This window comes from Streptomyces sp. NBC_01260 (genome assembly GCF_036226405.1).
GTDB lineage: Bacteria > Actinomycetota > Actinomycetes > Streptomycetales > Streptomycetaceae > Streptomyces > Streptomyces laculatispora.
Map to the genome: position 1 here is coordinate 5,441,767 of NZ_CP108464.1, position 25,154 is coordinate 5,466,920.

Consider the following 25,154-nt stretch of genomic DNA (forward strand, 5'->3'; position numbering starts at 1 on the left):
CGTGGCGGCCCGGAAGGCCGCCCGGTAGTCGTGCGGCCCGGAGGCGGCTGCTTCCGCGGCGACGTCGGAGGCGATGTCCGAGGCGGTTCTGCCGGTGACGTCCTCAGGAGCCCGCCCGATGGGCCATGACTCATGACGCTCCGTGACCGATGGTCCTGGGGAAGAGGCTGCTGTGCCTGCCGGGGGCCTCGGCCCATCGGAGGTTGCGCTCACCGTTCGCTCCCGCCATGCAGTTCTGTCCCGGACAGGTCTGGTCGGACTGGCCCGCCGCGTGGAGCGCCGTTGTCAGGGGCGGAAAGCGCGGAGGAAAGCGAGGTGAAGCATAGAGGCTGGCGGCTCGGCCGTTCCAGCGCCCCGACCGTTCCGGACCCCGTGCCCGCTGTGCATGGGCCATTCGCGCGCAGATCCGGTTTGCCCGCTACTGATCGTTTCTGTGCGGCTCTGTTCTCTCACGTTGCGTCCGTGATCGATTGTGACTGTCTGTGAAGGGGGCGCGTGGATTGGCCGCTGACCCGACTGGGGCAGCTCAACAGGACGTAACGCCTGAATCGCCACAGGGTGGTCGGGAGGGTGCTGAAGATCCCAGGCGTCCGCACCCCGCACCCGGAGGTAGATGTGCCGCGTCAGCACGGACCCGGAGGGGTGGTGAGACCGAGTCCGCGCGCCGTGACGGCCGGGCTGGTCTCTCTCCTGGCGGTCGCCGCCACCTCGCTCGTCGCGGGACCCGTCGCGGCCGCCACCGGTGCGGCCGACGCCTGTGCGCTGCCCCGGACCCAGGCCCACCACTCGCTGGGCCTGGACGAGTGGAACAGCGCCTACCCCCGCCCCGACCATCCGCTCGACGCGGTCATGGTCTTCCTCTCGTTCCCGGACGCCCGGCCCGTCACCACCCCCGCCGAGCTCACCTCCGACTACTTCCCCGCCACCACCCGGTTCTTCCAGCGCGCCTCGTACGGAAAGTTCACCCTGCGCCCGCACCCGCAGCGGCAGTGGATCCAGATGCCCAAGTCGTCGGTCTGGTACGGCATAAAGCGTGACTGGGCCAATGACCGGCGCAGCGCCTATCTGCACGACGCGATCGACGCGGCCGACCCCGAGGTGGACTTCTCGAAGTACGACATCGTCTACCTCGTCGCCGATCCGGACGCCCCGGGCGTCGACTCGGACGCCACCAAGGTCGTCAACTTCGACCAGCCGCTGCACGCCGACGGTACGGACATCAGGCGCGTCGTCACCGTTTTCGAACAGCACCCGCCGGACCACAACGTGCTGGCCCACGAGACCGGACACGTCTTCGACCTGCCCGACCTCTACCACCGGCCCGCGGACGGCAAGGGCGACTGGGACACCTACGTGGGCGACTGGGACGTGATGGGCAGCCAGTTCGGACTCGCGCCCGACCTCTTCGGCTGGCACAAGTGGAAGCTGGGCTGGCTGGACGACCGGCAGGTGACCTGCATCCAGAGCGACCGGGTCGTCACCCTGGAGTCGATGGCGGCCGTGCCGGTGCGCGGCGCGTCCATCGGGACCCGGCTCGCGGTGATCAGGACGGGCGAGGGCAGCGCCGTGGCGATCGAGGCCCGCAGCGCCACCGGCAACGACCGGTCGACCTGCAGCGAGGGCGTGCTGCTCTACCGGATCCGTAACGAGGCCCCGTCGGGCGGCGGGCCGGTCGACGTCATCGACACCCACCCCGGCACCGACGCCTGCTGGGACCGGTCGGTCTATCCGCCGCTCGCGGACGCCCCGCTGCAGGTCGGTGAGACGTTCTCCGTACCCGGCGGACACACCACGGTCGAGGTCGCCGACCGGACCCCCTCGGGTGCCTGGACGGTCCGGATCGCCACCGGGACGTAGGCCGTGTCCAGCGGTGGACGGCCACGACGAAGAAGCCCCCTCGCTCGCGCGAGGGGGCTTCTTCCGTCTGTGCGCCGCCAGGGACTCGAACCCCGGACCCGCTGATTAAGAGTCAGCTGCTCTAACCAACTGAGCTAGCGGCGCCTGCTGACGTCGTAGACCTTAGCACCCTGATCGGCGGGAGGAAAAATCGAAATACGAGGCCCCGACGAGGGCACCGACCGGGCCACCCGCACACATGCCCAGAGCAGTACGTCGGGCCCCGGCAGCCAGGGGCTGCGGGTGTCGGGGGCGACCACCCAGCGGGGTCCCGAGGCGTTCGGTCCGCAGGTCAGGGGTGGCACTGTCACTGCGTCGCCGATGCCGTGGCAGAGCAGCGGGGGCACCTTCCGGCCGCTCTCGTCCTGCTCCGGCCGGTCCTCTCCGGGCCGGGACGCGGGACCCCCGCCCCACTCCTCCCAGTCCAGCAGCGAGGGCAGTCGCTGGGCGGTCCCGGGGGAGGCGAACAGCAGCATCCGGCCGCGGTGCGTGGCGACCGGTCCGGAGCCCGGACCGTCCGCCCAGAGGTGTTCGAGCATCCGGCGTCCGAAGAGCGTGGGCACGTTCACCACGTCGAAGGACGAACCGCACGGCAGGACTCCGGGAGCGGACGGGTGCGACTCCCACTGGCTCAGGGCGCTGCGCGGATACGCCGCGGCGCCGGCCAGCCAGGCGGCGCCGGCCGCGGTCACCTGAGCCGTCTGGTGACCGGCCTGCTCGCGCAGGACGGCGAAGACGTCGGCTTCCCGGAAGGGGCCGTCGCCGTGATGCAGGGTCGTTTCGTCTGGCAGCCATGCGGTCATGCATACAGGTCTACCGGGAGTGATCGACCGGATTCCGAGAGTTGCCGGAAATCGGGACAGCTCGGGGTGACGAGGAGTATCTTGCCCCCGGGCATATGCCAGTGGTTCTACCCACGGTCAGCGCCAGTCAGCGCCGACCCGGGAGCCGGGGAGCCGGGGAGCCGGTCCGCCGTCGGGAGCCAGGGCCGGGGAGTCAGGGCCTGGGGTCGTTCAGCAGGCTTCGGCCGAACTCGACCATCTTCGTCGCGTAGTCCTCGGTCCACTCCGCCCGCTGCGCGATGTCCGCCGTCGTGAGCCGGTCGAACCGGCGCGGATCGGCCAGCTGAGCGGCCGCGACCGCCTGGAATTCGACCGCCCGGTCGGTCGCGGCACGGAACGCCAGGGCCAGCTCGGTGGAACGGCTCAGCAGCTCCATCGGATCGTCCATCGACTCCAGGTCGAAGAAGTGCTCGGGGTCGGCGACCGACGCCGACGGTTCGAAGAGCAGGGGTGCGGGGCGCAGCCGCTGCCGCTCGTTCCGCTCGGGTTGTGCCATGTGGTTGTTCCTCCTTCGGTGGGCCCGACGGCCACCCTCTATTGTCCAACCCGCCGCAAGGGCGCTTACGGGGGCGTGCGCCGATCCCCTCCCGGCAGCCGCGCCCCGACGCGCCCCCGGACTCAACGCCCCCAGCTCACGCGGTGTTCCGCCAGGTGCGCCAGCACCCGGTGGTTCGCCTCCCAGCCGTCCGGGAACTTCACCGTGACGCCCAGCTGGACCGGCTCCGTCGACGGGTGCTCGTCCAGCAGCTCCGCGACGCCCGCGCGGCAGACCACGACGCAGGCGTGGCGGTGGCGGGAGGCCAGCACGCACAGCCGGCCCGTCTCCAGGTGGAACGCGGTGGCGTCCGGCCTGCCGGACAGCGGGTGCAGGACCACCGTCACATCGAACTCGCGGCCCTGGAGCCGGTTCGCGGTGTCCACCGCCACGCCCGTCACCCCCAGCTCCGCGAGCGCCGCCCGCACCGCCGCCGCCTGGTCGCGGTGGGCCGTGCCGACCGCGACCCGGTCCGCCGTCACCGGAGCCGGGTCCGGAGAACGCTCACTGGTGGCCGCGCCGCCCCGGTCCAGGAGCCGGCGCACCACGGTGGCCACCGCCCGGACCGCCTCGGGATCCGTGCGCGGGGTGTGCCGGGCCGGAAGCTCCAGCAGGCCCCAGCCGGACTCCGCGGCCTCGTCCAGCACCCGGTCCGCCGCCGAGCCGTCCGACCCGACGCCGAACGACAGCAGCCGGTCCCCGTGGTCCGTACCGCTGCGGAACGGGGTGTACGGGTAGAACGCGTCCGAGACGAGCTGCGCGGCCGACGCGGGCAGCCGCCAGGAGACCGGCAGCCGGCGCTGCGGCAGCTGCGGGTTGTGCGCCAGCAGGGTGGAGACCGCGCTCGCCGACGGGTCGTAACTCAGCCCCGCCCACTGGTCCGCACCCACGATCGAGAACGGGTCCAGCTGGCCCGGATCGCCCACGAACAGGGCCCGTTCGAAGAGTCCGGCGACGGCCAGCAGCGCGTCCGAGCGCATCTGGTACGCCTCGTCGACGATCGCGTGCCCCCACGGCTCGACGTTCTTCACATGGGCCCACTTGGCCGCCGTCGAGATGACGATGTCCAGCCCTGCCAGATCCGCCGCCTTCGCCGACTTCCGTACGTTGGCCAGCCCGTCCAGCACCTTGTCGTACGGGTCGGAGTCACTGCTGTGCAGCCGGCCGACCGGCAGCCCCGGGTCCTTCTCGGCCAGCCGCACCACCAGGTCGTCGACCTGGGCGTTGGTCTGAGCGACGACCATCAGCGGGCGCCCGGCCGCGGCGAGTTCCAGCGCGGCGCGGACCACCAGGGTCGACTTGCCCGCGCCGGGCGGGGAGTCCACCACGATGCCGCGGGCCGTGCCGTTCAGCGTGTCGTCCAGGATCTGGGCGGTGGCCCGGCCCGCCGCCGCCCCCGGGTCGAATCCGTCGCTCACAGCAGGTCCTCCGGGGTCACGGGGTCAGGGCTCTCGACAGCCGCACCGGAGCCCGGCGGACCGCCGTGCGTCCAGGGCGTCTCCTCCGGATCCGGCAGCTTCGGGCCGCCGCGCTGGTCGTGCTCGAAGAGGGTCCAGGCGATCCGGTCACCCGGCTCCGGCACCGAACCCGGGGCCGGTTCCCTGCCCCGGCCCATCCGGTCGGTGATCCGCAGCACCAGCGCGGGCGCTGCGCCCTCCTCCTGCGGCCCGTATCCGGCGAACTCGGCGGTCTGCGGCTTGCCGTCCAGCGAGCGGTAGACCTTGACGCGGTCGGCCAGTTGCGGCTGCTCACCGGTGCGGACGGTGACCAGCGGGCGCGGCGAGGGGCGCTTGGACTCGGTGTACGTCATCTCCACCCCGGTCACCTCCCCGAGGAACGCCTCGCCCGCCAGCCGGCGGCCGGCCAGCACCAGCGGATCGTCCAGCGCCTCCTGGGCCTCCAGCTGCGCCTGGGCGGTCTCCCGCGAGGCGAGCTTGCGGGCCGCCGTCACCGCGTCGTCCCGGCGCGGCTGCGGCGGCTCGCCGGACCGCACCCGGTCCCGGTGGCCGGTGAACGACCAGCGGTCGCGGGTCCAGCGGTCCTCGGCCCTGGCTCCCTCGGGCAGCTCCCGCAGCAGGTCCAGGCCCCGCCACACGGCGTCCCAGGTGGGCCGCAGCACCCCCGCCAGCAGGGCCCTGATCTCCCGCTCTGCCGCGGTCAGTTCAGCGAGCCTGGCATCGGCCGCCAGCCCGTCCTCGGCGGCGGCGAGCGAGGTGCGCGCGCGGTCGTACTTCTCGATCGCGGGGGCCAGCAGCCGGTTGTCGAAGTCCGGGTCGGTGGCCGGTCCGGCGGGCGGGCACAGCAGCTGCCCCTCGCGGTCCCGGGCCAGCTCGGCGCGGAACGCCGCCTCGGCCCCGGACTCGCCGTCCGGCGGGTCGACCCAGGCGAGCAGGGCGCCCAGATGCTGGTCCTCCAGGGTGGACTGGCCCGTCGCCCAGTGCCGGTTGAGCAGATCGGTGCCGGCCAGCAGCAGCGAGGAGCCCGGCACCCGGGCGCGCTCGCCGTAGTGCGTGAGCCAGCGGCCCAGCAGCGGGACGCGGGCGGGCGCCGGATACGGGGTGTCGGGGTCGTCCTCGGCGGTGCGCCGGAACCGCATGGAGCGGCCGAGCAGCCGGACGAACTCGATGCCCGCCCGGCTCGGCACGATCAGCTGCGCGGCGTCCGTGCACAGCTCGGTCTCGACCTTGACCTTCTTGCCGGTCGCGGGGTCGGTCTCGCTGCGTTCGGCGGGCTCGATCACGTCCGCGTACGACTCGATGTGCGGCAGGACCGCCTCGGCCAGCTCCGCGAGGAACGCGAACCGCAGGTCCCGGTCGCGCGGCTGGGCCACGACCAGCAGCCGGGGCGCGTCCCGGTCGGTGCCGACGAGGGCGCCGAGCGGGGCGCCCGCCTCACCCGCGGTGGTGAGCGGCACCAGGACCAGCGGCCGGTCGGTGAGATGGCGGTGGCGGACCGTGGCCGTCGGCTGCGCGCGGCCGCTCTCCACGGCCTCCAGCCTGGCCAGGGTGGAGATCAGTGACATGCGGGGCCGCCTTCCAGCGCCTCGGCGCGCAGGGCCGCCGCGCGGCGCAGCGCGGCGACCGTCGGATCCGCCGGATCGCCCTCCTTGCCCGCCGCCGCGGCCAGCACCGCGCCGACCGTGGTCAGCCCGCCGAGCTCGCCCCGCACGCTGCGCCCCAGCGCCTCCACGGCGCCCGCCGTGCGGGCCTTGCCCCGGCAGTGGAAGGCGAGTTCGCAGGCGGCCAGGCACTCCGGCGCGTACGCCGCTGCGACCGACTCGACGGCGGTGCCCAGCTCCTCGGGGGAGCGCTCCGGGTCGAAGGTGGTGCCCTCGGGCAGGGCCGCCGCGATGTCCTCGATCCGGGTGAGCCTGGTCAGCTGGCGGCGGGTGACCGCACGCTGCTTGCGCACGTCGACGACGGACGCGGCCGGCAGGTTGGAGAAGTCCTTGGGGCAGACCAGCAGCACCCGGTGGCCGACCTCCGCCCCGTCGGTGACCTCGGCGATCCGCTCCAGCGCCAGTACGTAGACGGCGGACTGGCGGGCGGCCGCGCCGACCTTCGCGGCGTCGGCGGAACCGTCGATCATGGGGAAGGACTTGATCTCGACGACGGTCCAGGTGCCGTCGGGGTGCACCACCACCGCGTCCGGCTCCAGATAGGCGGGCGAGCCCGCCACCTCCAGGGCCAGCATCGGGTGGTCCAGCAGCGCCCAGCCGCCCGCCCCGGTCGCCTCCCGCAGGGCCAGTGCGGTGCGCGCGGCGCGGCCCTCGGGGCCGGCGGCCGTCAGATCGGGCACCGCGACACCGTGCGGCGGCTCCCCGGGCTCGCCGAGCCGCTCGTGCAGCAGGCGCATCAGCTCCGTACCGCCGTCGGCCTTGACCTTGGCCTCGAAGGCGTTGCCCCGCATGAAGGCGAACTGGGACTGGCCGAAAGCGGCCGGTGAACCGAGTGCGGTGGCGAGGGCGGCCTTGTCGACGCCGGCCCCGTCGAGCAGGGCGCGTCGCTTGCAGCCGGGGTTGGCGGCGAGGGCGGCCAGTGCGCGGGCGTCCAGCGGACGCGGTGCGACGGCCGGGCCCCTCAGCTCAGCGAGCCGCTGCCGCAGCGTCACCGCCCGCGGCTCTTCCCGCGGAGGCGGGGACGTCGGCCGGGGCAGGTGGACCGGCCGGTGCCGCGGCATCGGTGGGATCTGCGGAGGAGGTCCGCTGGCCGGGGATTCGCTCACCCGCGGAAGTCTTGCATCCGGCACTGACATCCGGGGACTCCGTGACCGCGCCCACCCGTGCGAATCGGGTCAGGACCGCGTCGCCGACCCGGTTGGCGAGCCGCGTCACGGGCCGGGCCACCAGGGCGCCGATCCCCATCACGGCGGCGCCGGCGACGGCGTCGAGGAAGTAGTGGTTGGCGGTACCCATCACCACGAAGACGGTGATCAGGGGGTACGCGACACCGGCCGCGCGTATGAGCGGGTGCCGCCCGTGGCGCCATATGAGAATCCCGCACCACAGCGCCCAGCCGACGTGCAGGCTCGGCATCGCCGCGTACTGGTTGGTCATGCCGCCCATGCCGCGCGGGGCGCTCGCCTCGGTGCCCCACCAGCCGTACGAGCTGTACTGCGCCATCGTGTCGACGAAGCCGTGTCCGGCGGCCAGCAGCCGCGGTGGGCAGGTCGGCATCAGCGTGAAGCCGATCAGGCCGAGCATGGTGGAGGTCATCAGCCAGGTGCGGGCCCTGCGGTAGGCCTCCGAGTGCCTTCGGAACATCCATATGAGGACGGCCGGGGTTATCAGGTAGTGCAGCGACGCGTACGCGAAGTCGGCGGGTATCCCTATCGAGGAGTGCGCGGTCAGCAGCCGGTTGAGGGGGTGCTCGAAGTTGATGCGGAGCGACTGTTCCAGGTGCAGTATGCGCAGTCCGTGGTCGACGGCCGTCGACACGTCGCCGCGTACCAGCAGTCTCCCGCCCGAGTACGCCGCGTACACCAGGGCGAGCAGCGGCAGCTCGGTCCACCAGCGGGGCCGGGGGCGCGGCGCGGGCGCGGCGGTGGCATGCGGCATCCGGAAGTTCTCCATCATGTGTTCATGCGGCCGACGGCGGACGTTCAACCGTACGGTGCGGGTCGGCCGCGATTCCCCCAGGGGTGCCCTTCGGCGCCCCTCAGCTGCTCGGATCTGTCTGCGGTGTGTGGGACGCCGGTGCGGGCCCCCAGGTTGCCTTACGCGCGGGTGCGCGATGATGGAAATCCGGACGATCCGTTCCCACCGTTCACCCGTAGCGTGCCGGACGGTTCCGTCCCCGTCGATGTCCAAGATCTCAGATCCAGGATCAGAGGTCTCAGTTTCAGGGAGAGCCGTCACATGGCACCGCGAATCCTGCTTGCCCGGCACGGCCAGACGGAATGGTCCGTCAACGGCAATCACACCGGCAGGACGGACATTCCGCTGCTCGACGCCGGGCGCGCGGGCGCCAAGCTGCTCGGCGAGCGGCTGCACCGGGGGCCATGGGCGGACCTGCCCGGTCTGGAGGTCCGCACCAGCCCGCTCGTACGAGCCGCCGAGACGTGCGAGCTCGCGGGGTTCGGCGGGCGGGCCGAGCGGTGGGACGCGCTGATGGAGTGGGACTACGGGGCGTACGAGGGGATGACCCCGGCCGGGATCAAGGCGATCCGCCCGGACTGGTTCATCTGGCGCGACGGGGTACCGGAGGGGGAGACCCTGGCCGAGCTGTCGGCCCGTGCCGACGAGATCGTCGAGTGGGCCCGCTCGGCCGACCGCGACGTGCTGGTCTTCGCCCACGGCCACATCCTGCGGGCGCTGGGGGCGCGGTGGCTGGGCGAGGACGTGTCGTTCGCGGCGCGCATCCGGCTGGATCCGACGTCGCTGTCGGTGCTGGGGTGGGCGTACGGGGCCCCGGCGCTGGAACGCTGGAACGACACGGGGCACCTGGAGCGGTAGCCCCGGGCACTTCGAGCCGGACGGGCCGGGAGCGGTTCTACGTCTTCTCGCCCGCCGCGCGGTGGCGGTCGAGGAACTCCGTGATGTCGACCGAACCCCGGCCCCGCGGCCGCAGGACCGCCACCGCTCCCGCCAGCATCGCCCTGATCCGCGAGGAGCGGACCTGGTCCAGCAGGTCCAGCACCTGGTGACCGGTGGCCGCCGCCTCCTCCGCGAGGCCCGCCCGGACCAGGTCCTGGGTCAGCTCGGCCCGGTACAGCGCCATGTTCCGGGTGAAGTGCGGATCCTGCAGCCGCGTCGCGCGCCGTGCGTGCCGTGCCGCACGCGACCAGTCGCCCAGCGCCGACCAGCACTGCGCCTCCAGGATCTCCAGCTCCGCCTCCCGGAAGAAGCTCATCCACTCCGGGTCCGCCGCTGACGGCCCCTGCCCGAACGCGGTGTGCGCCCGGCCGAGCGCCCGTTCGCAGCCGGTACGGTCCCCGAGCCCCGCCCGGCCCCCCGCCTCCCGCAGCGAGAGCAGCGCCATCAGCCGCGGTGAGCCCAGCGGTTGCGCGGCCCGCAGGCCCGCCTCCGCGGCGCGCAGGGACTCGCGCGAGCGCCCGGTGTCCCGGGCCAGGAACGACGCGTTGCAGAACGCGTGCGCCTCCAGCGCGTGGTCCCCGGCCACCCGCGCCGTGGCCAGCGCCTCCGCGTAGTGCGAGCGGGCGTCCTCGAACCGGCCCGAGTCGTGGGCCAGCCAGCCCACCGAGATGGCCAGCTCACCGGCCCCGCTGTGCAGCCGGTCCGCCGTGGAACGCCGGGTCGCGGTCCCGGAGTCGAGCAGCGCGTAGGCCGCCCGCAGCGGATGCGAGGCCCGCCGGTACAGGCCGTCACCCCCGTGCCGGTCGTCCAGCAGACGGATCTGCCGCACCGCCTTCTCGACGGCGTGCACCTCCGCCTCGCCGACCCGGCGCTGCGCGGGCAGGGACACGGAGGCGGTCATGCCACCGAGGCCCAGGCCCAGGGACGCGGCCGCCATCGTGGTGGAGCCGCTCGTCATGAATACGCGACGCAGCACGTCGCACTCCTCGTCGGTGTCGCTGCCGGGCAGCGGGGAAGTCGGGGGCGAAGGAGCGTCCGCGGGCCGGGTCCCCCGGCCGCGTACCGATTCACGCGGTGAGAAGCCCAGGTCCGCCAGGTTCGCCCCGGGGAACATGTGCAGGAAGACCCGCTCGTACGCGTAGTTCGGGCAGCGGATCTCGCCGGACTCCACGCGTCCGATGTACCGGGCGTCGCACGCGACCTGCTCGCCGATCTCGCGGGCGGACCTGCGTACCGCGGCAGCGAACTCCCCGGCGGAGCGCTGTCCGCGCAGCCGCCGGAAGGCGAGGTTGGGAACTGCCCGTGTCGACACCATGGCGGGACCCTCTCTGGTGCGAGCCGGGCGTTGTTTCCGGTGTCCCGGCGGAGCAAGAACGTACCTGTTGTGACACGTCACACACGCTGCGTTTGCTGACAAACGGGATATCTCACCCACGATCCGCCATGAACTGCCACCCTTTGCAGCGGTGTGGGGCCGTAGCCCTTGACGCGGTCGGCGCGTTGGTCCACGTGGCGACGGAGTCCGGCTCCGCCCGGCGATGAGAGGAGAGGTCCCTTGTTGCATCTCGACATGGCGACCGGCTCGCGGACGACCGCGACGACGGCCGCGACGACCGCGACGACCGGCCCCATGGCACCCGCCGAGGGGCCCGCCGCAGCGGGCCCGCCTCCCGGCGCGGAACCGTGCGACCTGGTGACCGTCCCCGCCCGTCAGGGCCTGGAGGCAGTGGACATCCTGCGCCGCGGCGCCGACCAGGAGGCCGTCGGCCCGGTCCTCCACGACGGACCGTGCGCCACCCTCGGCTTCCTGGTGCCGCCGGGCACCGCCGAGGCCTGGGACGTACCGGGCAGCGCCTGTACGCGGACCGACGGCCGCGGGCTGCGCATCCCCGCCGAGCCGCCCGTCTCCGGCAGCGGCTGGCTGCTGCCGCCCGGTGACGAGACCTCGGTCACCGATCCGGCCGCGCTGCGGGCCGCGCTCGACCAGGCCGCCCGGCTGATCGAGGCGGCCGACAACTGCCGCTGAGCCCATAATGGCCGCAGGGCGGGTGAGCGCGGCCGCCCGTCGCGGCCGGTCACGGCCGGTCCCGGACCCGATGAGCAGTGAGCAGGTACGAGCGGCAGTGGCACGTCGAGGAGCGGCCGGCGGAGCGGGCGACCGCAAGCAGCGCGCGGACCGCAGGACCGACCGCAAGGCGGCACGCGGCGCCGAACGCCCCGGCGGCAACGTCTCCGAGCCGGTGGACGGCGGCGTCGCCGAGCTGGTGCCCGACCGGGAACGCAGGCGCGCCTGGACGCTGACGATCGACGGTGCGCCGCAGTCCCACGTGGACCTCGACGACCCGACGTACCTCTCGTTCGAGTACCAGCGCCGGATCGGCCACATCGCCGATCTGGCCGCGCCCGCCGGGCAGCCGCTGCACGTCGTGCACCTGGGCGGCGGGGCGTTCACGCTCGCCCGCTACATCGCCGCGACCCGCCCCCGCTCCACCCAGCAGATCGTCGAGGTGGACGCGGCCCTCGTCCAGCTGGTCCGCCGGGAACTGCCGCTGGACCCGCAGGCCAGGATCAGGGTCCGCGCCACCGACGCCCGCGCCGGGCTCGGGAAGATCCAGGACGGCTGGGCCGACCTGGTCATCGCCGACGTCTTCAGCGGGGCCCGGACCCCCGCCCACCTGACCAGCACCGAATTCCTCGCCGAGGTGCGCCGCGTCCTGAAGCCCGGCGGGACCTACGTGGCCAACCTCGCCGACGGCCCCCCGCTGGCCCATCTGCGCGGCCAGATCGCCACCGCCGCCACCGTCTTTCCCGAGCTCGCGCTCGCCGCCGACCCGACCGTGTTCCGCGGCCGCCGCTTCGGCAACGCCGTACTGCTCGCCTCGGACGTGACGCCGAAGGTCGCGGAGCTGACCCGCCGGGTGGCGACCGATCCGCACCCGGGGCGCGTCGAACACGGGCGGGCGCTCGCCGACTTCACCGGCGGCGCGGCCGCGGTGCACGACGCCGACGCCCGGCCCTCACCGCCGCCGCCGGCCTCCGCCTTCGACTGACGCGGGCTGCCGCTCTGCGGTCACTTCACGATCTCGACCTGCGGGGGATGGCCGTTCCAGGTGCAGAACACCGAGACCGTCGTGCCGTCGTCCTGGGCGAAGTTCACCCGGATCCAGGCCGAGTTCGTCCAGACCCGCATCGACCAGTCCGGCTCCGGCGTCGCCGACACCAGCTTCGCGCTGTCCGCGCCGAGTTCGAAGACGACCCGGCCGCCGTCCGTCGAGTAACTCCTCGCCGTGCCCGCCGGGGTGGCCGCGGGGGCGGGCCGGGAAGCGCTCGCGGGGGCGTGCGGCCGCGCGGGGGAGGAGCTCGCGGGGGAGGAGCTCACCGACGGCTTCGGGGTGGTGGGGGGCGTGCTGCTGGGCGACGGGGACGGTTCCGGCCGTTGCGTCGAGGACGACAGCGCCTCCGTGGTCGCCCGGGCGCTCGCGGAGATCGGCACCGCGCGCGGCGGGTCGTACGCCGTCCCCGCCATCACGGCGTGCACGCCCCACCAGGACAGCGTGACCGCGGCGCCGGTGGCGAGCGACCACGCGAGCGCGTGTACGAGTCCTCGTTGCATCCGGCACATCCTGCACCACCGGCCGGTGCCCCGTCCCACTACCGCCACCGGCCGGACCCGGGGGCGCCGGATGGCGTACGGTGCCGCCCATGCCAAGTGTGCTCGTGGTCGAGGACGACCAGTTCGTACGTTCCGCCCTCATCCGGCACCTGACCGAGGCCTCCCACACGGTACGGAGTGTCGGCACCGCGCTCGAAGCGCTGCGCGAGGTCGCCCACTTCCGGTTCGACGTGGTCATCCTCGACCTCGGACTGCCCGATCTCGACGGGTCGGAGGCGCTGAAGATGCTGCGCGGCATCACCGACGTGCCCGTCATCATCGCGACGGCCCGCGACGACGAGAGCGAGATCGTCCGGCTGCTCAACGACGGCGCGGACGACTACCTGACCAAGCCGTTCTCCGTGGAGCACCTCTCCGCGCGGATGGCCGCCGTACTGCGCCGCTCGCGGGCCGCGGAGGGACGGGCGGCCTCCCCGCGCGTCATCCGGGTCGGGGGGCTCTCCATAGACCCGCTGCGGCGCCGGGCCGAACTCGACGGCGCGGACCTCGACCTCACCCGGCGGGAGTTCGACCTGCTGACCTTCCTGGCCGGCCGGCCAGGCGTCGTCGTCCCGCGCAAGGAACTCCTCGCCGAGGTCTGGCAGCAGTCGTACGGGGACGACCAGACCATCGACGTCCATCTCTCCTGGCTCCGCCGGAAACTGGGCGAAACGGCCGCCCGGCCCCGCTATCTGCACACCCTGCGCGGCGTCGGCGTGAAACTGCAGCCGCCCGTCACGCCCCCGGCACCGGAGCGGCCCGCATGAGATGGGCGCTGGTCAAGGTCTGCCTGGCCGTCACCGCGATGGTCGTGGTCGCCTTCGCCGTACCCCTCGGCCTCGTCATCAAGGAGATGGCCCGCGACCGCGCCTTCTCCGACGCCGAGCGGCAGGCCGCGATGATCGGCCCCACCCTCTCCATCACCACCGACCGCGCCGAACTCGAAACGGCCGTGCTCACCACCGAACCCGGGGCCGCCGGCCGGATGGCCGTCCACATACCCGCCGCGGACGAGGCCGACAGCCGGGCCGTGGAGATCGGCAGCCGGCGCGCCACCCGCAAGGACCTGGAGACCGTACGGGAGTCGGGGCGCGCCTCCATCACCGAGGTGCCCGGCGGCTCCGCGCTGCTCCAGCCCACCGCGCTCGGCTCCGGCGGCATCGCCGTCGTCGAGGTGTTCGTCCCCGAGGACGAGGTCTCCAACGGCGTCGCCACCGCCTGGCTGATGCTGGCGGGCGTCGGCACCGCGCTGATCGTCGGCTCGGTCGCCGTGGCCGACCGGCTCGGCGTACGCATGGTGGAGCCCGCCCGGCGTCTCGCGGGGGCCGCGCACGACCTGGGGGAGGGGCGGCTCGGGACCCGGGTGCCGGAGGAGGGGCCGACCGAACTGCACTCCGCCGCCGTCGCGTTCAACTCCATGGCCGACCAGGTCGTGCAGCTCCTCGCCAACGAACGGGAGCTGGCCGCCGACCTCTCGCACCGGCTGCGCACCCCGCTCACCGTCCTCCGGCTCAACGCCGCCTCGCTCGGCGAGGGCCCGGCCGCCGACCAGACCCGGGCGGCCGTCGAGCAGTTGGAGCGCGAGGTCGACACGATCATCAGGACCGCCCGGGAGCAGCGCCCGCAGACCCAGGGGCAGGGCGGTGGTCCCGGAGCCGGCTGCGACGCCTCCGAGGTGATCCGCGAACGCATGGACTTCTGGTCGGCGCTGGCCGAGGACGAGGGCCGCGAGGTGCGCCTCGCGGGAGTGGACCGTACGGTACGCATTCCGGTGGCCCGCCCCGAACTGGCCGCGGCACTGGACGCGTTGCTCGGCAACGTCTTCCGGCACACCCCCGAGGGCACCGCCTTCGCCGTGGACGTGCACCACAGCGGCGACGCGGTGATCGTGCTGGTCTCGGACGCGGGCGGCGGCATCGCGGACCCCAGGGCCGCGATGGCGCGCGGCGGCAGCGGCCGTGGCGGTACGAAGGACGCGGTGGGCTCGACCGGACTGGGCCTGGACATCGCCCGCCGGGTCGCGGAGTCCACCGGCGGCGACGTGCGGATCGGGCGCTCGGTGCTCGGCGGCACGGAGGTGCGCATCTGGATCGGGCTCGACGGGCAGCGGCCGCAGGGGCGCGGGCACCGGGTCGGGCGGCAGCGACGCGCGGTGACCCGCCGGAACGCGGGCCGCCGATTCCGCTCCGGAGCGGGCCCGAACCTTTAGGCCGGCCGATGCGCTCCTTAAGCCCACCCTAAGAACATCAACGCGGGCCCCAAGTGCGGCATTTGCCGGGTTCGGTGTCGCTAGCGTGCTCTCGCATCCCCCACTTCCGCAAGACGAGGCAGGAACGCGATGGGCACCAGCACGCACCGGCGTACGGCGAGCACCAGGACCAAGGCGATCGGCGCGGTCGTCGCCGCGGCCGTGATCGGCGCAACGGTCCTCGCCCTCACCGGTACGGCCCAGGCGTCGGCGGTCGGCGCCGCCTACACCAGGACCAGCGGCTGGACGGGCGGATACACCGGGCAGTACGTCGTCACCAACGACACCGGCACGGCGAAGTCCGGCTGGACGCTCGAATTCGACCTGCCGGACGGTACGAGACTGAGCTCCCTGTGGAACGGCGAGCACACCGTCAGCGGCCGTCACGTCACGGTCCGCCCGGCAAGCTGGGACAAGGAGCTGGCGCCCGGCAGGTCCGTCACCATCGGCTTCGTCACCAGCGCGGACGGCCGGGCGGCCGACCCCACCGGCTGTCTCATCGACGACGCCAAGTGCTCCGTCGACACCGGCGCCACCCCGGAGCCCAGCGGCCGCCCCACCGGGACCGCGACCCCCACCGCCCCGCCGGCCGGGACCGCGACCCCCACGCCGGCCCCCACCAGGACCGACGCGGGCGGCAGCGGAGGCACCGCGGGCGGGGCGGGGTTCGCCCCGTACGTCGACACCTCGCTCTACCCCGCCTTCGACCTGACCGGCACCGCCACCAGGACCGGCGTCAAGGAGTTCAACCTCGCCTTCATCACCTCCGGCGGCAGCTGCGCCCCGCTCTGGGGAGGCGTCACCGGCCTCGGTGACGACCAGGTCGCCTCCCGGATCGACGGCCTGCGCGCGGCGGGCGGCGATGTCCGGGTCTCCTTCGGCGGCGCGTCCGGCTCCGAGCTGGCGCTGAAGTGCACCTCGGCCGCCGACCTGGCCGCGGCCTACGGCAAGGTCGTGGACACGTACAAGCTGACCAAGGCCGACTTCGACATCGAGGGCGGCGCGCTGCCCGACACCGCGGCCAACACCCGCCGCTCGCAGGCCATCGCCCAGCTCCAGAAGTCCCACCCCGGACTGGACGTCTCCTTCACCCTGCCGGTGATGCCCGAGGGGCTGACCCAGCCCGGCCTGGACCTGGTCGCCGACGCGAAGAGGAACGGCGTGGACGTCGGGGCGGTCAACATCATGGCGATGGACTACGGCGCCTCCTACAGCGGCGACATGGGCACGTACGCGATCCAGGCGGCCACGGCCACCCAGGCCCAGATCAAGGGCGTGCTCGGGCTCTCCGACGCGGACGCGTGGAAGGCCGTCGCGGTCACCCCGATGATCGGTGTGAACGACGTCAGCACCGAGGTCTTCAAGGTTGAGGACGCCACGCAACTGGTCGAGTTCGCCCAGGACAAGGGCCTCGGCCGGCTCGCCATGTGGTCGGGCACCCGGGACAAGGAGTGCGCGGGCGGCGCGAAGCCGAGTGCGGATGCCTCGTGCAGTTCGATCGCGCAGGAGCCGCTGGCCTTCACGAAGGCGTTCGGCGCCTACAAGTAACCACACCCCCCCCGCGCACCCCGGCCGGCCCCACCCCCCCACCCCGGCCGGGGTGCGCCCCCTTCCCCCGGCGTCCTCAGTCGCGCGGCACAGCCGGCCCGTCCGGCGATCAGGGACAGCGGCCGCGGGGCTACTGGGCCCGGTTCACCGCGGACAGCACCGCCGCCACCGACGCCGCGAGGGCGGACGCGTCCTGGCCCGCCCCCCAGCGCACCTCACCGCCGACCCGGCACTCCGCGTACGACGTCACCGTGGACCACGCCGCATCCGCCCCGTGCTCCGAGTAGTCGAGGATCGTGACCTCCACTCCCGCGGCCGCCAGCGCTTCCGTGAACGCGGACACCGTGCCGCTGCCCGTGCCCTCGTAGTCGCCCTCGCGGCCGTCCACCCGCAGCGTGCAGACGAACCGGTGGCCACCGGCCGGATCGTGCTCCGCCGACCAGGACGTCAGGGCGATCGCCCCGTCCCGCCCGGGGACCAGGTACGTCGCCTCGAACAGCTCCCACAGATCCTTCGAGGTGGCCTCCAGACCGCTGTCGTCCGTCGCGGTCTGCACCGTACGGGAGAAGTCCGCCCGCATCCGGGCCGGCAGGTCCACACCGTGGTTGCTGCGCAGCAGATGGGCGATGCCACCCTTGCCGGACTGGCTGTTGACCCGGATGACGGCCTCGTAACTACGCCCCACATCCGCCGGATCGATCGGCAGATACGGCACCGACCACACCTCGGAGCCGCTGCTCGCCTGGTGTGCGAAGCCCTTGCTGATCGCGTCCTGATGGGTGCCGGAGAACGCGGTGTACACCAGGTCGCCGCCGTAGGGATGGCGCGGCGGCACCGGCAGCCGGTTGCAGTGCTCCACGGTGCGGCGGATCTCGTCGATGTCCGAGAAGTCGATCATCGGGTCGACGCCCTGGGCGTGCAGGTTCAGCGCCAGATTGACCAGGTCGACATTGCCGGTGCGCTCCCCGTTGCCGAACAGGCAGCCCTCCACCCGCTGCGCCCCCGCCAGCACCGCGAGCTCCGCGCACGCCACCCCCGTACCGCGGTCGTTGTGCGGGTGGACGGAGAGGATCACCGAGTCGCGCCGGTCCAGGTGGCGGTGCATGTACTCGATCTGGTCGGCGTACACGTTGGGCGTCGCGATCTCCACCGTGGCCGGCAGGTTGTGGATCACCGGCCGGTCCGGTGAGGCGTCCCAGAGCGCGGTGAGGCTGTTGCAGAGCTCCAGGACGTAGTCCGGCTCGGTGAGGATGAAGACCTCGGGCGAGAACTCGAACCGGATGTCCGCGGCGGGCCTCGCCCGCGCCAGCCGCTCCATCTGCCGCGCGGCGTCCAGGACCACACCGTGCACCTCGGCCCGGTCGCGGCCCAGGACGACGTCCCGCCAGACGGGCGCGGTCGGGATGTACAGATGGACGACCACGCGGTCCATCCCCGCGACGGACTCGAAGGTCCGCTCGATCAGATCCGCCTTGGCCGGGGTGAAGACGACCACCGTCACGTCGTCCGGCACGGCCCCGCTCCGGGCCAGGTGCCGGACGAAGTCGAAGTCGGTGCGGCTCGCGGACGGGTAGCCGACCTCGATCTCCTTGAAGCCCATCGCGACCAGCAGATCGAACATCCGGCGCTTGCGCGGGGTGTCCATCGGTTCGGCCAGCGCCTGGTTGCCGTCCCGCAGATCGACGGGCACCCAGAGCGGGGGGCGCTCGATCCGGGCCTGCGGCCAGCTGCGCCCGGTCAGCGGGATCTCGACGCGGTCGAAGGCGGAACGGTAGCGGTACGACGGCATCGAGCTGGAGCGTTGCCGGTTCCAGTGGGGCGCGGCCTCGGGTACCGGCCCGCGCGGCGTGCAGATCGTGGGGAAGCTGTGCATCGGTGACAGACGGTCGGACATGAACGCGGTCTCTTCTCGCATCGCCGGATGCGACCGGCACAGCACGGCACCCCGCGGCGGGGTGCCGATCGCTTCAGGCCCCGCCGCGGCAGCCGAGAAGAAGGAGACCGCGGTACGTCATGATCGGTACAGTAGCCAGAAACCAAGTCCTCAGACAACCTGACAGGTGAATTCGTGTCCTCGCTCGGTCCACTCCGCCCCAGCCCTCTGGTCGAACAGGCCACGAGCCATCTGCGCGCGCAGATCACCGAGGGGCACTGGCCGGTCGGTACGAAGATCCCCGGCGAGACCACCCTCGCCAAGACGCTGGGCGTGGGCCGCTCCACCGTCCGTGAGGCGGTGCGCACACTCGCCGCGCTCGGCCTGCTCCGGTCCCGCCAGGGGGCCGGCGTCTTCGTCATCGCCGACCACGCGACCGAGGACTGGCCGGTCCGGCTGCGCCGGGCCGCGGTCGCCGACGTCTACGAGGTGCGCATGCTGATCGAGGTCCAGGCCGCCCGGCTGGCCGCCCGCCGCCGCACCGACGAGGACCTGGCCGCCCTGGACACGGCGCTCACGGCACGGCGGGCAGCAGGCGCCGGCCCGGACGACGGGTTCGTGGACGCGGACATCGCCCTGCACCGGGCCGTGGTGGCGGCCGCCCACAACCCCGTACTCACCGACCTCTTCGCGGAGTTCGCCCCCGCGCTGCGGCAGGCGCTCATCGACCTGGTGGAGCTGACCGGCCTGCGCCGCGACGAACCGCACCACGGTGACGCGGCACACCGGGCGCTGGTCACGGCGGTCGTGGCGGGCGACGCGGAAGCGGCGGGCCGGGCCGCCGAGGCCGAGCTGGAACAGACCCTGGCCCGCCTGCGCGCCACCTGACCGGCCCCTAAGGGCTGTCCCGCCGGGAATTGCGGGACAGCCCTTGGACCGCCCCCGCCCCCGAGCCCCGCCACTCCTGCGCGTACTCGTCGAAGACCGCCCGCAGCTGGTGCCCGATCTTCAGATAGTCCAGGTCGTCCAGATTGGCCAGCGAGACCCGGACCGACCACTCGGGGCCGTCGAAGCCGCCCCCGTTCAGCAGCACCACGGACGTCTGCTCGGCCAGCCGGAACAGCGGGTCGACGGGCTCGTAGTTCTGCTCCAGATAGTCGGCGAACTCCTTGCCCAGGGTGCGCTCCGCCTCGGCCAGCAGGTCGAGTTCGATGTAGTACGAGGCCCGCTTGGGGTCCTCCGAGATCTTCATGTGGGCGCCCTCCAGCAGGAGTTCGAGGCGCTGCCGCACGATCGAGCGAATCCGGGCCTTGTACGCCTGGCCCTCGTCCAGCATGTCGAACAGCGAGAAGAGCGTCATCATCACCTGCTGCGGCAGCGAGAGGCCCGCTGTGTGGTTCAGCGCCACCTGCCGGGAGTCCGCGACCAGCCGGTCGATGAACCGGATCGTCTCCGGCTCCAGGGACAGCGTCCCGTAGCGGCTGTTCAGGCGCGCCTTCTCCGCGGCGCCCTGCGCCCGCAGCATGTCGTCGATGACGTTGTCGTCGTGCAGCCCGATGACGCCGAGCCGCCAGCCGGTGGCGCCGTAGTGCTTGGAGTAGGAGTACACGAGCAGGGTGTTGCGCGGCAGGTCGGCGGCGAGGGAGCGGAAGTCCTCCACGAAGGTCCCGTAGACGTCGTCCGTCACCACGATCAGGTTCGGGTTCCGGTCCGCGACGATCGACATGATCTGCTCGGTGACCTGCGGCGCGAGCGCGAGGGACGGCGGGTTGCTCGGGTTGACGCAGCAGACCAGCCTCACCGAGGGGTCGGCCAGCTTGGCGATCTCCTCCGGCGGGTAGCGCCACTGGCGCACACCGGTCTCGGTGAACAGGTTCGCCTCGACGCGGACGACGTCGAAGCCGTACGTGTCGAGCTCGGGAATCTCCAGGTACGGCGTGAACACCGGCACCATCAGCGCGATCCGGTCACCCCTGCGCAGGATTTCGTTCTTCATCAGCGAGTCGAAGATGTAGCACATCGCCGCCGTGCCGCCCTCGGTCGCGAACAGGCTCAGCCGCTGCCCCTCCGGCGGCCGGTGGTCGAACATCTCGTCGGCCACGTACCCGCGCACGACCTGCTCCACATGCGTCAGGATCCGTCCCGGCACCGGGTAGTTGTCGCCGATCGAGGAGTCCGCCAGCTCGTGGACGAACGCGTCCGGCACGAAGCCGAACCGCTTGACCGCCAGATCGACGCTCGCCTTGAGCAGCTCGATCCCGGGCAGATCCGGATGCGTGCGGACGAAGGAGGCGAAGCGCTCCGCGCAGCCGGCCTCCTCGGGCATCCCGCCCAGGTTGTCGGCCGTCCAGACCCGCCGGGACTCGGCGAGCGCGAAGTAGCCGAGCGCGTGGTACGCCTCCCGGGGGCCGGTGGCGATCCAGTTCGGGTTGCCGCGGCCCGCGTTGAGCATGGCCCGCATCGCCTTGCCCTTCTGGCCGGGTTTGCCGCTCTGCTCGGCCTGGGCGATGCTGATGAACTTGTCCTTCAGCTCGAACGGGCTGAGCCGGGCGAACGACTGGATCTCGGCGCGGCTGAGGTTGGCCTTGGGCATGTCTGCGCTCCCGTGTTCTGGTTCGGTGGTTGAGGATCACGATCACGGCGCCCCACACGGTCAGCAGCACATGGCCGACGGCGTAGGGGACAGCCCTTGGCCGAGCGTGGGGATCTGGGACCTGGAGGTCTCGTTCAGGCCCCCAGGACGCCGACCAGGACCGGTCCGGTGAGTGGGAGCAGGAAGTTCGAGAGCGCGTACGTGATCGTGTAGCCGAGCAGCGGTACGGAGCTCTGCGCCACCTGGGTGATGGAGGTGATCGCCGGGGTCGAGCACTGCTGCCCCGCGATGGCCCCGATCAGCAGCGGTTTCTCGATCCGCAGGAGCTTCACCCCGATGATCAGTGAGATGGACGCGGGGATCAGCACCATGGCGATGCCGGCGAACGGCAGCAGCGCGCCGTACTCCTTCAGCAGCGGCCAGGCCTGCGGTCCGGCGGTCAGACCGGTGCAGGCGATGAAGATGGCCAGGCCCAGGTCCTTGAGGGTGTTCGCGGCCTGTGGCGGGAAGGCCCCGAAGGTCTGCCTGCGGGAGCGGAACCAGCCGAAGAGCAGCCCGGTGACCAGGCAGCCGCCGCCGGTGCCGAGCGACAGCGGGATGTCGCCGATCCGCACGACGATCTGGCCGAGCAGTGAGCCGGCCACGATGCCGAGTCCGAGGTAGATGTAGTCGGTCGTGTCGTTCTTGACGACCGCGCCGATCTTCGCGACGAGCCGGTCGAGCCCGGCCCGGGCACCGACCAGGGTCAGTACGTCGCCGCGCTGGACCGTGGTCTCGGCCGAGGCGGGCAGGTGCTGGTCGTTGCGCAGGACGTCGGTGATGTAGACGCCGTCCTTGCGGAACTCGGGATGGGTCTGCTCCAGCTGGGCGATGGTCGACCCGGCGGTGGCCTTCTCGGTCACCGCGACCTGACGGGTGGCCAGCGGAGTGTCCAGGCCCGGTACCGCCGGTGTCTCCGGGCCGATCTCGCGGCCGGCCGTGATGATCGCGGCGCGCCGCCCGACGACCTGGACCAGGTCGCTCAGGATCAGCTCCAGCTCGGGTGCGGGGTCGAGCACCCTGCTGCCGCGCTTGACGCCCTCGACCGTGACGGCGCCGCCCCGCGAGGCCTCCAGCTCGCCGATCCGGCGGCCGTCCGCCAGCGTCACCAGGAAGGTGCGGCCCACCGTCCGCGGCAGCGCCTCCCGCTCGTCCTCCTCCAGTCCGCGGACCCCGCCGCGCGTCTTCTCCCACAGTTCGCGCGAGGCGTCCGCGAGGTTGATGCGCAGCAGCATCGGCATGATCTGGCTGGTGAACAGCACGATGGTGATCAGGCCGAAGAGGTAGCAGACGGTGTACGCCGTGGCGACATGCCCCTGGTACTGGGTGATCTGGCTCGGGCTCAGACCGTCGAGCTTGGCGATGGCCTCGGTGGCCGTACCGACGACGGCGGACTCGGTCGCCGCGCCCGCCAGGATGCCCGAAGCGGTCCCCACGTCAAGGTCGAACGCCTTGGCGAGGCCGAAGGCGATGCCGAGCACACAGACCAGTTCGACGAGGCAGAGGGCGAAGAAGCGCAGGCTCTTGCGGTTGAGGTTGGCGAAGAACTGCGGACCGGCCAGATAGCCCAGCGAGAAGATGAACAGCGCGAAGAAGACGGTCTTGACGTCGTCGTTGACGCTGACGTGCCGGGTGCCGATCAGCAGCGCGACGATCAGCGTCCCGCAGATGCCGCCGAGGGTGATCGGGCCGACGCGGATCCTGCCCACGAGGTAGCCGAGGGACAGACAGAGGAAGAGTGCGAGTTCGGGATGGTCGCGGACGACTCCCATCCGGCCTCACCCACCCAAGCGAACATAAACGGTCAATAGGTGCATAGTGGAGAATTTAACAGGCCGTGAGGCGCCTGGCATTTCCGGTCAGTTGTCCGCATTTCGGACCCCCTGTCGGTGGCCGTGCGTGCGCTTGCGCGCCTCGTCGGATTCGGGGAAAGAACGCGCGGGTGGTCCCGGCCGCCCCTGTGGCGTGGTGTCCCGTTCACCTTCCGTCGGGCTCCTGTGGCCCGGCCGCAGGTGAGGGAGGCGGTTTTCGGACCGCTCCGGAAATCCGGTCCGATGGGGGCGGCTTCCCGCCGCCGCCCCGGTGATCCACTCCCAATGCCCTTCTCACCTGCGGGAATTCGGGAGTCGTCTGCCCCGGTTTCCTCGTCCGCGCGCTTTGGCAAGCCTTTGGCCGGACACGGTCTCGTGACTTGCAGGACACGCTCACGCAACGGAAGCGTCTTCAAGTCTTGACACCCACCCCTCCCAGGCAGGAACCTTCCGACATCGACGCATGGGAGCGCTCCCACATTGCATGAGGATTTCTCGTGCGAACGGCACTGCCCGTGTCCTCCCCCCTGAACCACCTGGCACCCGCACCCACCAGCGCGTATGCCACGCAGTCAGAACGCCAGTCCCACCCTGGAACAAGGAGTAGTGGAATGCGTATCACCCGCACCGTCGCCGGCCGAAGCCGCAGAGCCGCGGTTCTGGTCACCACGGGCCTGACAGCCTCGGCCCTCCTGCTGACCGGCTGCAGCAGCGACTCGGACTCATCGGACACGAGCTCCGATGCGAACGGGAAGATCACGCTGACCGTCGCCGACTTCGGGCAGTTCGGCTACAAGGAAGCCGGCCTCTTCGCCAAGTACCACGAGCTGAACCCCAACATCACGGTCAAGGAAGACACCACCGCCGAAGAGAAGAACTACTACCCGAAGCTGCTCCAGCAGCTGAGTGCGGGCAGCGGACTGGCCGACGTCCAGGGCATCGAGGTCGGCCGGGTCAAGGAGCTCGCCGACACCAAGGCGGACCAGTTCGCCGACCTGAGCAAGGTGATCGACGTCAACGAGTGGGTGTCCTGGAAGGAGAAGCAGGCCACCACCAAGGACGGCAAGGTGATCGGCGCGGGTACCGACATCGGCCCGATGTCGCTCTGCTACAACACCGAGCTGTTCAGGAAGGCCGGCCTGCCGACCGACCGCAAGGACGTCGCCGCCAAGATCGCCGGGGGCTGGGAGGACTACCTCAAGCTCGGTGAGGAGTACAAGAAGAAGGCGCCCGCGGGCACGTACTTCATGGACTCCGCGAGCGCCATGTACAACGCCGTCGTCAGCTCGAACGCGAAGCAGTACTACGACGAGAGCGGCCAGCCGATCTACAAGGACAGCGCCAGCGTCAAGCAGGGCTGGGACCTGTCGGCCGAGGCCGCGGACAAGAAGCTGACCCAGGGCCTCGCCCAGTTCGGTGACCCCTGGAAGGCCGCGCTGCGCAAGAGCACCATGGCCACCGTGGCCTGCCCCGCCTGGATGGCCGGTCAGATCTCGATCGCGGCCGGTGACGCCAACAAGGGCAAGTGGGACATCACCACGGCGCCCGGCGACACCGCGGCCAACTGGGGCGGCTCCTTCCTCGGTGTGCCGACCGCCGGCAAGCACGTCGCCGAGGCCAGCAAGCTCGTCAAGTGGCTGACCGCCCCCGAGCAGCAGGCCGCCGTCTTCAAGGCGATCGGCAGCTTCCCGTCCAACAAGGGCGCGTACGACCTGCCCGACGTGAAGAACGCGAAGCTCCCGTACTTCAACGACGCCCCGATCGGCCAGATCTACGCCGACGAGGCCAAGTCCATCCCCGAGACGGTTCTCGGCCCGAAGGACGCCGTTATCAAGGACACCATCTCCACCCAGATCAACAACATGGAGCAGCGCGGCACGAGCCCCGACAAGGCATGGAAGGCGGCGACGGAGGCGATCGACAAGGCGATCGGCTGACGGTCGCAGCAGCGGGCGGCCCCCGGGCCGCCCGCACCTGCGTGTCCCCATCCCGCGCCGGCCCGGCCCGTCTCCCGGCGGGCTTGCACGGGGCGACCGGGTACCTCCCCGGCCGCCCCGCGGAAGCCCACCGCGTACAACGCCCC

20 protein-coding genes and 1 tRNA gene are annotated in these 25,154 nt (G+C 72.2%); 9 read left to right on the plus strand and 12 right to left on the minus strand.

Annotation, left to right across the window (positions count from 1 at the left end; genetic code table 11):
* Window positions 1-615 precede the first annotated feature (615 nt).
* Window positions 616-1,857, plus strand: coding sequence for a M6 family metalloprotease domain-containing protein (locus OG322_RS24185; RefSeq protein ID WP_164494420.1), 1,242 nt, complete (start codon window positions 616-618; stop codon window positions 1,855-1,857).
* Window positions 1,858-1,927: 70 nt separating this feature from the next.
* Here the strand turns inward: OG322_RS24185 and OG322_RS24190 are convergent.
* The 7 genes from OG322_RS24190 to OG322_RS24220 all read right to left on the minus strand — a co-directional run bounded on the left by OG322_RS24190 (window position 1,928) and on the right by OG322_RS24220 (window position 8,329).
* Window positions 1,928-2,001 (minus strand) — tRNA-Lys (locus OG322_RS24190).
* On the minus strand, window positions 1,992-2,699 hold the full coding sequence (locus tag OG322_RS24195; protein WP_123471278.1) for a bifunctional DNA primase/polymerase: 708 nt from the start codon (window positions 2,697-2,699) through the stop codon (window positions 1,992-1,994). The genes OG322_RS24190 and OG322_RS24195 overlap by 10 nt, the downstream gene beginning before the upstream one ends.
* A 193-nt stretch (window positions 2,700-2,892) precedes the next feature.
* Window positions 2,893-3,234: a hypothetical protein gene (locus tag OG322_RS24200; protein WP_123471277.1), complete on the minus strand. Its 342-nt coding sequence runs from the start codon at window positions 3,232-3,234 to the stop codon at window positions 2,893-2,895.
* A 122-nt stretch (window positions 3,235-3,356) separates the two neighbouring features.
* On the minus strand, window positions 3,357-4,691 hold the full coding sequence (locus OG322_RS24205; RefSeq protein ID WP_123471276.1) for an AAA domain-containing protein: 1,335 nt from the start codon (window positions 4,689-4,691) through the stop codon (window positions 3,357-3,359).
* Window positions 4,688-6,295: a hypothetical protein gene (locus tag OG322_RS24210; protein WP_123471275.1), complete on the minus strand. Its 1,608-nt coding sequence runs from the start codon at window positions 6,293-6,295 to the stop codon at window positions 4,688-4,690. The genes OG322_RS24205 and OG322_RS24210 overlap by 4 nt, the downstream gene beginning before the upstream one ends.
* The gene (locus tag OG322_RS24215; protein ID WP_329306908.1) at window positions 6,286-7,452 is read right to left on the minus strand and encodes a hypothetical protein; all 1,167 of its coding nucleotides are present in this window, start codon (window positions 7,450-7,452) and stop codon (window positions 6,286-6,288) included. Before OG322_RS24215 ends, OG322_RS24210 begins: the two co-directional genes overlap by 10 nt.
* On the minus strand, window positions 7,358-8,329 hold the full coding sequence (locus OG322_RS24220) for a phosphatase PAP2 family protein (RefSeq protein ID WP_164494419.1): 972 nt from the start codon (window positions 8,327-8,329) through the stop codon (window positions 7,358-7,360). The genes OG322_RS24215 and OG322_RS24220 overlap by 95 nt, the downstream gene beginning before the upstream one ends.
* A 300-nt stretch (window positions 8,330-8,629) precedes the next feature.
* Here OG322_RS24220 and OG322_RS24225 point away from each other — a divergent pair, with 300 nt between their 5' ends.
* Complete coding sequence (locus OG322_RS24225) at window positions 8,630-9,226, plus strand: histidine phosphatase family protein (RefSeq protein ID WP_123471273.1); 597 nt, start codon at window positions 8,630-8,632, stop codon at window positions 9,224-9,226.
* 37 nt (window positions 9,227-9,263) lie between these two features.
* On the opposite strand, the gene OG322_RS24230 is transcribed toward OG322_RS24225, so the two are convergent.
* Complete coding sequence (locus OG322_RS24230) at window positions 9,264-10,622, minus strand: tetratricopeptide repeat protein (RefSeq protein WP_123471272.1); 1,359 nt, start codon at window positions 10,620-10,622, stop codon at window positions 9,264-9,266.
* Window positions 10,623-10,862: 240 nt separating this feature from the next.
* Here OG322_RS24230 and OG322_RS24235 point away from each other — a divergent pair, with 240 nt between their 5' ends.
* Entirely contained in the window at window positions 10,863-11,333 is a 471-nt protein-coding gene (locus OG322_RS24235; RefSeq protein WP_206432314.1) for a hypothetical protein, read from the plus strand.
* A 97-nt stretch (window positions 11,334-11,430) separates the two neighbouring features.
* Window positions 11,431-12,357 carry a spermidine synthase gene (locus OG322_RS24240; protein ID WP_241199979.1) on the plus strand — a complete coding sequence of 309 codons (927 nt, stop codon included), beginning with the start codon at window positions 11,431-11,433 and terminating at the stop codon, window positions 12,355-12,357.
* A 20-nt stretch (window positions 12,358-12,377) separates the two neighbouring features.
* Here the strand turns inward: OG322_RS24240 and OG322_RS24245 are convergent, their stop codons facing one another.
* Window positions 12,378-12,920: a hypothetical protein gene (locus tag OG322_RS24245; RefSeq protein ID WP_329306909.1), complete on the minus strand. Its 543-nt coding sequence runs from the start codon at window positions 12,918-12,920 to the stop codon at window positions 12,378-12,380.
* 89 nt (window positions 12,921-13,009) lie between these two features.
* Here OG322_RS24245 and OG322_RS24250 point away from each other — a divergent pair, with 89 nt between their 5' ends.
* The 3 genes from OG322_RS24250 to OG322_RS24260 all read left to right on the plus strand — a co-directional run bounded on the left by OG322_RS24250 (window position 13,010) and on the right by OG322_RS24260 (window position 16,755).
* A complete protein-coding gene (locus tag OG322_RS24250; protein WP_123471270.1) occupies window positions 13,010-13,726 on the plus strand; it encodes a response regulator transcription factor in 717 nt (238 codons plus the stop codon).
* On the plus strand, window positions 13,723-15,168 hold the full coding sequence (locus OG322_RS24255) for a HAMP domain-containing sensor histidine kinase (RefSeq protein ID WP_124284090.1): 1,446 nt from the start codon (window positions 13,723-13,725) through the stop codon (window positions 15,166-15,168). The genes OG322_RS24250 and OG322_RS24255 overlap by 4 nt, the downstream gene beginning before the upstream one ends.
* Before the next feature lie 129 nt (window positions 15,169-15,297).
* Window positions 15,298-16,755 carry a glycoside hydrolase family 18 protein gene (locus tag OG322_RS24260; RefSeq protein WP_329306910.1) on the plus strand — a complete coding sequence of 486 codons (1,458 nt, stop codon included), beginning with the start codon at window positions 15,298-15,300 and terminating at the stop codon, window positions 16,753-16,755.
* 130 nt (window positions 16,756-16,885) lie between these two features.
* Here OG322_RS24260 and OG322_RS24265 read toward each other — a convergent pair whose 3' ends face one another.
* Entirely contained in the window at window positions 16,886-18,649 is a 1,764-nt protein-coding gene (locus tag OG322_RS24265) for a 2-isopropylmalate synthase (protein WP_329306911.1), read from the minus strand.
* 174 nt (window positions 18,650-18,823) lie between these two features.
* Here OG322_RS24265 and OG322_RS24270 point away from each other — a divergent pair, with 174 nt between their 5' ends.
* Complete coding sequence (locus tag OG322_RS24270; protein WP_329306912.1) at window positions 18,824-19,516, plus strand: FadR/GntR family transcriptional regulator; 693 nt, start codon at window positions 18,824-18,826, stop codon at window positions 19,514-19,516.
* A 7-nt stretch (window positions 19,517-19,523) separates the two neighbouring features.
* On the opposite strand, the gene OG322_RS24275 is transcribed toward OG322_RS24270, so the two are convergent.
* Both OG322_RS24275 and aspT read right to left on the minus strand, forming a co-directional pair.
* Window positions 19,524-21,221, minus strand: a complete 1,698-nt coding sequence (locus OG322_RS24275; protein ID WP_123471266.1) for a bifunctional aspartate transaminase/aspartate 4-decarboxylase — start codon at window positions 21,219-21,221, stop codon at window positions 19,524-19,526.
* 134 nt (window positions 21,222-21,355) lie between these two features.
* Window positions 21,356-23,032, minus strand: coding sequence for an aspartate-alanine antiporter (gene aspT, locus OG322_RS24280; protein ID WP_123471265.1), 1,677 nt, complete (start codon window positions 23,030-23,032; stop codon window positions 21,356-21,358).
* Window positions 23,033-23,682: 650 nt separating this feature from the next.
* Between aspT and OG322_RS24285 the strand changes: the two genes are divergently transcribed.
* Window positions 23,683-25,008, plus strand: a complete 1,326-nt coding sequence (locus OG322_RS24285) for an ABC transporter substrate-binding protein (protein WP_123471264.1) — start codon at window positions 23,683-23,685, stop codon at window positions 25,006-25,008.
* The last annotated feature ends 146 nt before the right edge of the window (window positions 25,009-25,154 follow it).